Source organism: Phenylobacterium sp. (assembly GCF_036821595.1).
Lineage (GTDB): Bacteria > Pseudomonadota > Alphaproteobacteria > Caulobacterales > Caulobacteraceae > Phenylobacterium.
Genome location: NZ_DAISJG010000068.1, coordinates 1 through 10,145 on the forward strand (window position 1 = coordinate 1; position 10,145 = coordinate 10,145).

Consider the following 10,145-nt stretch of genomic DNA (forward strand, 5'->3'; position numbering starts at 1 on the left):
GTGTGCGGCACGGAGATGAAGTTCTCGATGGCCATGGTGTCCAGCACCTGGCCGCCGAAGCGCTCGGCCGCCAGGCCCGTGCGGATGCCCTTGCGAGCGGCGTAGATCGCCGCCGCCGCGCCGGCCGGGCCGCCGCCCACCACCAGCACCTCGAAGGCGTCCTTGGCCTTGATCTTCTCGGCCGCCCGGGCCTGGGCGCCGGTGTCGATCCTGGCCAGGATCTGCTCCAGCTCCATGCGCCCCTGGGCGAACGGTTCGCCGTTCAGCAGCACGGTCGGCACGGCCATGATCTTGCGGTCCTCGACCTCCTGCTGGAACAGGGCGCCGTCGATGGCCACGTGCCGGATCCGCGGGTTCAGCACGCTCATGGTGTTGAGCGCCTGCACCACGTCCGGGCAGTTCTGGCAGGAGAGCGAGAAATAGGTCTCGAACAGGAAGTCGCCGTCCAGCGCCTTCACCTGTTCGACGACGTCGGCCGCCACCTTCGGCGGGTGGCCGCCGACGTGCAGCAGGGCCAGCACCAGGGAGGTGAACTCGTGGCCCAGCGGCAGGCCGGCGAAGCGGACGGAGACCGCCGGGTCGGCCTTCCGGACGATGGCGAAGGAGGGCCTGCGGGCGTCGTCGCCGTCGCGGCTCACGCTCACCTTGTCCGACTGGGCGGCGATGTCCTCCAGGAGCTGCATCAGCTCGGCCGACTTCGGCGTCCCGTCCAGGGAGGCGACCAGCTCGATCGGCTGGCGCAGGTTCTCGAGATAGGCCTTCAGCTGGGCCTTCAGCGACGCGTCCAACATGCGGAGCTCCGGGAGGAGGGGTACTGGCGAAGAGGCCGGCGCCGCCCGCCATCCCTCGGGGAGGGAGCGGCGCCGGGTCGGTCGTGCGGGCGGGTCTTAGATCTTGCCCACGAGGTCGAGCGACGGGGCGAGGGTCTTCTCGCCTTCTTCCCACTTGGCCGGGCAGACTTCGCCCGGGTGGGCGGCCACGTACTGGGCGGCCTTCACCTTGCGGAGCAGCTCGGCGGCGTTGCGGCCGATGCCCTCGGCGGTGACTTCCATGAACTGGATCACGCCGTCCGGGTCGACCAGGAAGGTGCCGCGGTCGGCCAGGCCCTGGCCTTCACGCATGACGCCGAAGTTGTTGGTCACGACGCCCGAGGGGTCGCCCACCATGGTGTACTGGATCTTGCCGATGGCCGGCGAGGTGTCGGCCCACGCCTTGTGCGAGAAGTGGGTGTCCGTGGAGACCGAGTAGATCTCGACGCCCAGCTTCTGGAACTCGGCGTAGTTGTCGGCCAGGTCCTCGAGCTCCGTCGGGCAGACGAAGGTGAAGTCGGCCGGATAGAAGAAGACGACGGACCACTTGCCCTTGAGGTCGCCATCGCTGACCGACAGGAACTTGCCCTGCTTGTAAGCCTGCGCCGTGAAGGGTTTCACCGTGGTGTTGATCAGAGACATCGTGCACTCCCGATTGAGGTGGGCTTCATTTAGTGTGCGCTGCGGCATAAGCAAAATTGATTTTGCCATCCGCTCGCATAGATAGGTTCTATCTATTCCCCGCCGCCCGATCCTAACCGGCGGGTGGCTCGGCGCGTTCCCCTCCGCGCAGCGGCAGGCGCTCACCCAAGCCTGACGCCCGGGCCGTCGGGCAGGGTCGCCGCGCCGCCGTTCAGCGGCCGCTGCATGGTCACGATGTCCACCCAGCGGCCGAGCTTGAAGCCGACATCGCGGACCACCCCGGCCTCCTGGAAGCCCAGCGCCCGGTGCAGGCCGATGGAGGCCTCGTTCTGCGAATCGCCGATCACCGCCACGACCTGGCGCAGGCCCATGGCCTCGCAGCGGTCGAGCACCGCCGCCAGGGTCGCCCGGCCCACGCCCCGCCCGATCGCCTCGGGCGCCACATAGACGCTGTCCTCGACGGTGTAGCGATAGGCCGCCCGCAGCCGGAACGGCCCGGCATAGGCGAAGCCCAGGATCTTCGGGCCCAGCTCGGCCACCAGATAGGGCAGTCCGCGCTCGGCGATGGCCACGCGCCGCCGCTCCATCTCGGCCGCGTCCGGCGGCTCCTCCTCGAAGGTGCCGAAGCCGTGCAGCACATGGTGGCCGTAGATCGCGGCCAGGGCCTCCGCGTCGCCCGCCGTCGCCTCCCGGATCTTCATGCCCGCGTCCATCCCTCGTCGATCGCCCAGATGGCGAAAGCGTAGTCGAGGGCGATCTCCTTGAGGAAGTCGAACCGCCCGGAGGCCCCGCCGTGGCCGGCCTCCATGTTGATCTTCATGAGGATCGGCGCCTCGCCCGCCTGGAATTCGCGCAGCTTCGCCACCCACTTGGCCGGCTCCCAGTAGGTCACCCGCGGGTCCGACAGCCCGCCGGTGGCCAGGATCGGCGGATAGGCCTGGGCGCTCACCTGGTCGTAGGGGCTGTAGCCGGCGATGCGGTCGTAGGCTTGCGGGTCCTCGATCGGGTTGCCCCACTCGGGCCATTCCGGCGGGGTCAGCGGCAGGGTCGTGTCGCTCATGGTGTTCAGCACGTCCACGAACGGCACCGCGGCGATGATCGCGCCCCAGAGGTCCGGCCGCAGGTTCGCCACCGCCCCCATCAGCATGCCCCCGGCCGAGCCGCCGTAGGCCGCGATCTTCCCCTTTCTGCCATAGCCCTGGTCGATCAGGTGTTCGGCGCAGGCGATGAAGTCGGTGAAGGTGTTGGTCTTCTTCTCCTTCCGGCCGTCCAGGAACCATGCCCAGCCCTTGTCCGAGCCGCCGCGGATGTGCGCCGTGGCCCAGATCCAGCCGCGGTCCACGAGGCTGAGGTTGCGGATCGAGAAGCTGGGCTCCATGGCGTGGCCGTAGGAGCCGTAGCCGTACAGCAGCACCGGCGCGGAGCCGTCGAGCGGGGTGTCCTTCAGCATCAGCACGGTGATCGGCACGGTCTCGCCGTCGCCGGCCGTGGCGAACAGCCGCCTGGCCACATAGCGGGCGGGGTCGTGGCCCGACGGGATCTCCTGGGTCTTGCGCAGGGTCCGCTCGCGGCTGGCCATGTCGTAGTCGAACCACTGCCGCGGCGTGGTGGGCGACTGGTAGACGAACCGCGTGACCGTGGTGGCGTACTCGAACCCGCCCTCCAGGTTCAGCGCATAGGCCTCCTCGTCGAAGGCGATCTCGTGCTCGCCGCCGTCCCGCGCCATGACCACCAGCCGGTCCAGCGCGTTGACCCGCTCGGCCCGCACCAGGTGGCCGGCATAGGCCAGGAAGCCGGTGATGTAGCGGCCGGGCTGGTGGGCGATCCAGTCCCGCCAGGTCGCCTTGGCCGGGACCTCGGCCTGCGAGACGCACAGCTTGAAGTCCACCGCCCCGTCGTCGTTGGTGCGGATCACCCAGCGGTCGGTCCAGTGGTCGAGGCTGTACTTCACCCCGACCCGCCGCGGCTCGGCGACCACCGGGGCGGCGGTGGGGTCCGAGGCCGGGATGATCCAGCTCTCGGTGGTCTCCTGGTTGCCCACGTGGATCACGATGTGGCTGTCGTCGGCCGTGGTCCCGACGCCCAGGAACATGCCCTCGTCGTGCTCCTCGTAGACCAGCACGTCGTCCCCGCCGCGCGCCGGCCGGCGGTAGACCTTGGACGGCCGGGCGTTCTCGTCGCGCCAGATCCAGAAGATCCAGGCGCTGTCCGGCGAGAAGGCGAAGTCGCCGTAGGCGCTCTCGATCGGCGCGGCGGCCTCCTCGCCGGTGGCCAGGTCCTTCACCCGGATGGTGTAGTACTCGCTGCCCTGCTCGTCGGCGGCCCAGGCGTAAAGGGCGTGGTCGTTGCTGTGGCCCGCGCCGCCGACGTGGAAATAGGCCTTGCCCTTGGCCAGCGCCTCCTCGTCGATCAGCACCTGCTCGCCGCCGCCGCCCCGGGGCCTTCGCCCGTGCACCGGATGCTCCGCGCCGAGCTCGTAGCGGACGTAGTACTCCCACGCGCCGTCGGGGGCGGGGACCGAGCTGTCGTCCTCCTTGATCCGCCCCTTCATCTCCGCGAACAGCTTGGCCTGCAGCTCGTCGGTCGAGGCCAGCATGGCCTTCATGTAGGCGTTCTCCGCCTCCAGGTGCTCGCGCACGTCCGCGCGCAGCGCCTTCGGGTCGCGCAGCACCTGCTGCCAGTTGTCGTCCTTCATCCAGGCGTAGTCGTCGGTGCGGACGCGGCCCAGCTGCTCGATGCGGCGGGGGTCCTTGCGGGCTTTCGGCGGTGCGGGGAGGCTCATCCCGGCTAGATGCGGCGCCCGGGCGGCCCGCTCAAGCGCCCGCGGTGGGATACCCGCGTCACTAGGGCGCGACGCTGCCATAAGTTCTCGTCTTGTTGCGGCGGCCCAATGCTCATTAACTAGGCGTGCATCGAGATCGCGCGAAGACGCGAGGGGCGTAGTTCACAATCGGGATTCCTGGGGGCGCCATGGTCATGGATCTCTCCGTCGAGCTGATCCACGCGACGGTTCAGCTTGAGCAGCCGCTCGGCGACGGAACGCGTACGGTCGGCACCGGCTTCCTCATCTCCGAGACGGCGCCGGACGGCCAGCCGCGCACCGTGCTGGTCACGGCCAACCACGTCTTCCAGAAGATGCCGAGCGCCAACGCCCGCATCGGCTACCGCATCTCCAACGCCGACGGCTCCTGGAGCTACTCGCCCCAGCCGCTGAAGATCCGCGATCCCAAGGGCGCGCCGCTCTGGACGCAGCACCCCAGCCGCGACGTCGCCGCCATCGCCATCACCGCCCCGCCCGAGTTCGCCAGGGCGGCTATCCCCGCCGACTACCTCGCCGCCGACGACACCTTCTCGAAGTTCCAGGTGGGCGCGGGCGACGAGATGATGGCCCTGGGCTTCCCGCGCGGGCTGGCCGCCAACCAGGCCGGCTTCCCGATCCTGCGCTCTGGCCGCGTGGCCTCCTTCCCAGTGGCGCCGGCCAAGATCTTCCCGACCTTCCTGCTCGACTTCTCGGTCTTCCCGGGCAACTCGGGCGGGCCGGTGTTCATGACCGACAACTCCCGCCGCCGCGCCGGCGCCGGGGGCGAGGCGAAGTTCATCGCCGGCCTCTTGACCCAGCAGGTGGAGCTGAACAACGAGCGGCTCGAGATCGGCATCGTCACCCACGCCAAGTACATCCGCGAAACGCTGGCCCTGGTCAGCGACCCGGCCGCGCCGGTGACCATGGCCGCCGGCGAACGCACCACCGGCGCCAAGGCCGCCTCCGCCGAGGAGGCGGTCGCGAAGAACTGACGCGGTGTCATCCCGGCCGCAGCGAAGCGGAGAGCCGGGACCCATGAGCACCGCTCGCAATTGAAAAGGCTCGGCGTCGCCGCCGAGCCTTCTTCGTTTCAGTCTGGCGTGGATGGATCCCGGATCGGCCCTGCGGGCCGTCCGGGATGACACGCCTCCTACCCGCCGTAGACCACGCTGATCGTCTCGGCGATGCAGGCGGGCTTGTCCTCGCCCTCGATCTCGATCGTGCACTCGTTCTTCAGCTGCATGCCGCCGGCCTTGGGCTCGGCGCCGATCAGCTTCTGGCGCAGGCGCACGCGCTTGCCGACGCGGACCATGTTGGTGAAGCGCACCTTGTCCGAGCCGTAGTTGATGCCCCGCGTCACGCCCTTCACCGGCATCAGGCCGGCCGACAGGAACGGGATCAGGCTGAGCGTCAGATAGCCGTGGGCGATCGGGCCGCCGATCTCCTTGGTGGCGCGCTCCACGTCCACGTGGATCCACTGGTGGTCGCCGGTCGCCTCGGCGAACTGGTTCACCCGCTCCTGGGTGATCTGCACCCAGTCCGACACGCCCACCTCCTGGCCCACCAGGCCGGGCAGGTCCTTGATCTCCACCGGGTTCATCAGCGTCGCTCCATTGTTCATGGCTTGGGTTCGTCACCGTCCTAACACCTGTTGGGACGGCCGCAAGGGTAGGGAGAGGGGCCCCGCGGCGGGCCGGCTACACGATCTTCGAGCCTTCCTTGCCCCAGTAGGCGTCGCGGATCAGGCGCTTGTAGAGCTTGCCGGTCGGGTGCCGCGGCAGCTCGTGCATGAAGTCGATCACCCGGGGCGACTTCACGTGGCTGAGGTTCTGGCGCGTATAGGCCATCAGCTCGTTCCGCAGGGCGTCGCCGGCGTCGGCCCAGTCCATCGGCTGGATCACCGCCACCACCTTCTCGCCCATCTCCTCGTCGGGGGCGCCCACCACCGCGGCGTCGGCGACCTTCGGGTGGCCGATCAGCAGGTTCTCGATCTCCTGCGGATAGATGTTCACCCCGCCGGAGATGATCATGAAGCTCTTGCGGTCGGTGAGGTAGAGGTAGCCCTCCTCGTCCATCCAGCCCACGTCGCCGAGCGTCGTCCAGCCGTACTTGTTGGTGCCCTCGGCGATCTTCTCCGGCGCGTTGTGGTAGCTGAGCGGCGGCCCGTTCGCGAAGTGCACCACGCCCTCGCTGCGCGGCGGCAGGGGCTCGCCGTCCTCGCCGCAGATCCGAAGCTCCCCCAGCACCGCCTTGCCGACGCTGCCCTTGTGGGTCAGCCACTCGTCGGCCTTGATGAAGCAGAAGCCGTTGCCCTCGGTGCCGGCGTAGTACTCGTAGATCACCGGGCCCCACCAGGCGATCATCTGCTCCTTCACCGGCACGGGGCAGGGGGCGGCGGCGTGCACCGCCGACTTCATCGACGAGACGTCGTACTTCGCCCGCACCGCCTCCGGCAGCTTCAGCATCCGCACGAAGTGGGTCGGCACGAACTGGCCGCAGTCGCAGCGGTATTTCTCGATCAGGCCCAGCGCCGCCTCGGGATCGAACTTCTCCATCACGATCACCGTGCCGCCCAGCTTGTGCACGCTCATGCACCAGCGCAGCGGAGCCGCATGGTAGAGCGGGGCCGGCGACAGGTAGGTGCAGCCCGGCTGGAAGCCGAACAGCCCCTGGGCCATCATCACCAGGGCGTTCGGCTCGTCGATCGCCCCGCCGGTCAGGGCCGGCTTGATGCCCTTCGGCCGGCCGGTGGTGCCCGACGAATAGAGCATGTCGGAGCCCGCGGTCTCGTCGGCGATCGGGGTGGCGGGCATCTTCGCCCGGTCCGCCTCGAAGCTCTCGTAGGGGGCCCGCGCCTCGCCCACCATGTAGAGCTTCACGCCCTTCAGCACGGCCGGCAGCTCGTCGATCACCGGGCCGACGCCGGCCGAGGTGATCAGCACCTTCGCCCCGCAGTCGCCGACGATGTACTCCACCTCGCCCGCCGTCAGCTTCGACGAGATGCAGGTGTAGTAGAGCCCCGAGCGCTGGGCGGCCCAGGCGATCTCGAAGTACCGGGGGCTGTTGTCCATGAAGAGCGCGATCACGTCGCCGGGCTTCAGGCCCAGCGAACGGAACAGCTGCGCCCCCTGGTTCGAGCGCTCGTCGAGCTCCCTGTAGGTCACGGTCTCGCCGGACCCCGCCATCACATAGGCGGGACGGTCGGGCTGGGTCTTGGCGTGGGTCGCCGGATGCATGGACGTCTCGTTTCTCCCGCGGGCGGCCGTGGTCCGGCGCCTGACTTATCTGTGTTCAGGACCATTCACGGGCCTTGACCTACCGTCCGTCAACCCGTCCGGAGTGGCGCAAACCACAAGGGAGACGCCCATGTCCGCGCCGACGTTCGAGACCATCCAGTACGCCGTGGAGGACGGCGTCGCGACCGTCACCCTTAACCGCCCCGACAAGCTCAACGCCTTCAACACCCAGATGATGAAGGACCTGATCGCGGTGTTCGACGTCACCGACGCCGACGACGCGGTGCGCGCGGTGATCGTCACCGGCGCCGGCCGCGCCTTCTGCGCCGGGGCCGACCTCTCGGCCGGCGCCCAGACCTTCGACTACGAGGCCCAGGGCGGGGCGGCGCTGGCCGAGCGCCAGCGCGACGGGGTGCAGCGCGACGGCGGCGGCCTGCTCACCCTGCGCATCTTCGACAGCCTGAAGCCGGTGATCTCCGCCTGCAACGGCCCGGCCGTCGGCGTCGGCGTCACCATGCAGCTGGCCATGGACATCCGCCTGGCCTCCACCGACGCCCGCTACGGCTTCGTCTTCGCCCGCCGCGGCCTGAACCCCGAGGCCGCCTCCTCCTGGTTCCTGCCCCACCTGGTCGGCGTCCAGACGGCGCTGGAGTGGTGCTACACCGGCCGCATCTTCCCGGCCCAGGAGGCGCTCGACAAGGGCCTGGTCCGCTCGCTGCACGCCCCGGACGACCTGCTCCCCGCCGCCCGCGCCCTGGCCCGCGAGATCGCCGACAACACGGCCCCGGTCTCGGTGGCCATCACCCGCCAGCTCATCTGGCGCATGGCCGGCGCCGCCCATCCGATGGACGCCCACATGGCCGACAGCCGCGGCATCCAGGCCCGCGGCAAGTCCGGCGACGCCCGCGAGGGCGTGAGCTCCTTCCTCGAGAAGCGCCCGCCCAGCTATCCGGACCGGGTGTCGAAGGATCTGCCCGACATCTGGCCGCACTGGAACGCCCCCGCCTTCCGTTAGGCGCGTTCCGCTGGCGTCGAATCCAGATTTCGCCGAGATTTCGCCGGGGTCCGGGCAAGGATCCCGGCGAAATCGTGCGTAGGCGACTGATTCGCGACGTCGACGGCGTGACAGGTAGAGCAGACCAGGCTTACTCGGCGTGTCGGCGGCGCCCAGTTTCAAAAACCGTATTTATCTCAATTGCCGAGCGCGTTCGGTGAAATTAAGTCGTGCTGACTTGCTTGTCCTTGGCGCGAGTTCCATATAAGGACCGCGCTACTGATCTACTGGATCGCTTCAGCGCCGTTCATCGGCGCGCTTCTACGGAACGACAAGAATGGACGAGAAGTCGGAAGTCATCGAGATGACGGCGGATATTGTCTCCGCCTATGTGGGCAACAACTCCGTCGCGGCGGCCGATCTTCCCGGTCTGATCCAGAGCGTGCACCGCGCGCTCGCCGGCGTGTCGTCGGGCGTCGAGACCGCCGAGGCCGCGCCGAAGGAACCGGCCGTCCCGGTCCGCCGGTCGATCACCCCCGACTTCCTCGTCTGCCTCGAGGACGGCCGCAAGTTCAAGTCGCTGAAGCGGCACCTGCGCACGAAGTACAACATGAGCCCCGAGGAATACCGGGCGAAGTGGAACCTGCCGAAGGACTATCCGATGGTGGCTCCGAACTACGCCAAGGCGCGCTCGGACCTCGCCAAGCAGATGGGCCTGGGCCAGGGCGGCCGCCAGGCGCCACGCAAGAAGCGCTAGGCGCCTCGGGCCCAGCCTCGCCGGGCCGATCATTTTACAGTCTTGGGGCGCCCGCCGGCTTCGGCGGGCGTTTCCGTTTTCAGTCGAGCCGCATGCGAAATCTTGCAGCGGGGCCATAGTTTTGACTTGCCGCAGATTCGCGCATCAGGCGATAAGTGATTCGTCGCGATTCCAAGGGGTTGTTAAGGAATCTGAATATGGCTGCGCAGATCGGAGCCCCCGCCGCGGCGGCCCGCGCGCATGAGGAGCTGCTTCGCTATTGGGTCTCGCTCCGGCGGGGCGCGAAGCTTCCCGGCCGTCCGGATATCGACCCCGCCGGGTTCAAGCGGCTGCTGCCCACCGTCAGCCTGATCGACGTCCTCGCCGACCCCGTCGACTACCGCATCCGCCTGGCCGGCACCGGCCTCTACGGCGTCTACGGCCGCGAGATCACCGGCCGGACGCTCTCAGAGGTCTACGCCTCGGGCGCGGCCGACTACTGGCGCTACGAACTCGGCAAGGTGGTCGCCGAGCGCCGCCCGGCCGTGGGCGTCCACAACCTCGCCTGGCGCGGCGCCTCCCACCTGTCGATCCTGTGGCTGCGCCTGCCGCTGGCCTCCAACGGGACCGATGTGGACATGATCCTCGGCCTCGACGCCGTCGTCGGCATGGGCCAGATCTCCAGCGGCATCCGCGCCGCCTGACCCTGCGCGAAGCGCAATATCGAACCACGGAATACACTGACCACACGGAAGCCGCCGGAGCCGCTCGTCCGTGTCTTCCGTGTATTCCGTGGTTCCAATCCGTTGCGGCTCCGCCGCGTCTCAGGCCGCCCGGGCGAGCTCCGCGTCGCGGCGGATGCGCGCCACCATGGAGGCCAGGCCGTTCGACCGCTGCGACGACAGCGCGCCGGTCAGGCCGAGTTGGT

The 10,145-nt window shown here is 69.0% G+C and carries 10 protein-coding genes and 1 pseudogene; 4 read left to right on the forward strand and 7 right to left on the reverse strand.

The window, feature by feature from the left end; translation table 11 throughout:
* The 4 genes from V7Z97_RS17345 to V7Z97_RS17360 all read right to left on the reverse strand — a co-directional run.
* The coding region (locus tag V7Z97_RS17345) for a thioredoxin family protein (protein WP_334164694.1) at positions 1-791 on the reverse strand (791 nt) is incomplete at its 3' end.
* A 96-nt stretch (positions 792-887) separates the two neighbouring features.
* Positions 888-1,451: an alkyl hydroperoxide reductase subunit C gene (ahpC, locus tag V7Z97_RS17350; RefSeq protein ID WP_334164695.1), complete on the reverse strand. Its 564-nt coding sequence runs from the start codon at positions 1,449-1,451 to the stop codon at positions 888-890.
* 161 nt (positions 1,452-1,612) lie between these two features.
* On the reverse strand, positions 1,613-2,152 hold the full coding sequence (locus V7Z97_RS17355; RefSeq protein ID WP_334164696.1) for a GNAT family N-acetyltransferase: 540 nt from the start codon (positions 2,150-2,152) through the stop codon (positions 1,613-1,615).
* Positions 2,149-4,233 (reverse strand): S9 family peptidase, encoded by a 2,085-nt coding sequence (locus V7Z97_RS17360; RefSeq protein WP_334164697.1) that lies wholly within the window; start codon positions 4,231-4,233, stop codon positions 2,149-2,151. The genes V7Z97_RS17355 and V7Z97_RS17360 overlap by 4 nt, the downstream gene beginning before the upstream one ends.
* Before the next feature lie 188 nt (positions 4,234-4,421).
* Here V7Z97_RS17360 and V7Z97_RS17365 point away from each other — a divergent pair, with 188 nt between their 5' ends.
* Complete coding sequence (locus tag V7Z97_RS17365) at positions 4,422-5,243, forward strand: trypsin-like serine peptidase (protein ID WP_334164698.1); 822 nt, start codon at positions 4,422-4,424, stop codon at positions 5,241-5,243.
* 158 nt (positions 5,244-5,401) lie between these two features.
* Here the strand turns inward: V7Z97_RS17365 and V7Z97_RS17370 are convergent, their stop codons facing one another.
* Both V7Z97_RS17370 and V7Z97_RS17375 read right to left on the reverse strand, forming a co-directional pair.
* Positions 5,402-5,851 carry a MaoC family dehydratase gene (locus V7Z97_RS17370; protein ID WP_257816434.1) on the reverse strand — a complete coding sequence of 150 codons (450 nt, stop codon included), beginning with the start codon at positions 5,849-5,851 and terminating at the stop codon, positions 5,402-5,404.
* A 97-nt stretch (positions 5,852-5,948) separates the two neighbouring features.
* Positions 5,949-7,487: an acyl-CoA synthetase gene (locus V7Z97_RS17375; RefSeq protein WP_334164699.1), complete on the reverse strand. Its 1,539-nt coding sequence runs from the start codon at positions 7,485-7,487 to the stop codon at positions 5,949-5,951.
* A gap of 130 nt (positions 7,488-7,617) precedes the next feature.
* Here V7Z97_RS17375 and V7Z97_RS17380 point away from each other — a divergent pair, with 130 nt between their 5' ends.
* From V7Z97_RS17380 to mopJ, 3 genes are all read left to right on the forward strand, one after another.
* Positions 7,618-8,502: a crotonase/enoyl-CoA hydratase family protein gene (locus tag V7Z97_RS17380; RefSeq protein ID WP_334164700.1), complete on the forward strand. Its 885-nt coding sequence runs from the start codon at positions 7,618-7,620 to the stop codon at positions 8,500-8,502.
* A gap of 316 nt (positions 8,503-8,818) precedes the next feature.
* On the forward strand, positions 8,819-9,238 hold the full coding sequence (locus tag V7Z97_RS17385; RefSeq protein WP_325461985.1) for a MucR family transcriptional regulator: 420 nt from the start codon (positions 8,819-8,821) through the stop codon (positions 9,236-9,238).
* A gap of 197 nt (positions 9,239-9,435) precedes the next feature.
* A complete protein-coding gene (gene mopJ / locus V7Z97_RS17390; RefSeq protein WP_334164701.1) occupies positions 9,436-9,921 on the forward strand; it encodes a motility/cell cycle regulatory protein MopJ in 486 nt (161 codons plus the stop codon).
* A 120-nt stretch (positions 9,922-10,041) separates the two neighbouring features.
* Here mopJ and V7Z97_RS17395 read toward each other — a convergent pair.
* A pseudogene (locus V7Z97_RS17395) lies at positions 10,042-10,145 on the reverse strand (cysteine desulfuration protein SufE); the annotation flags it as partial.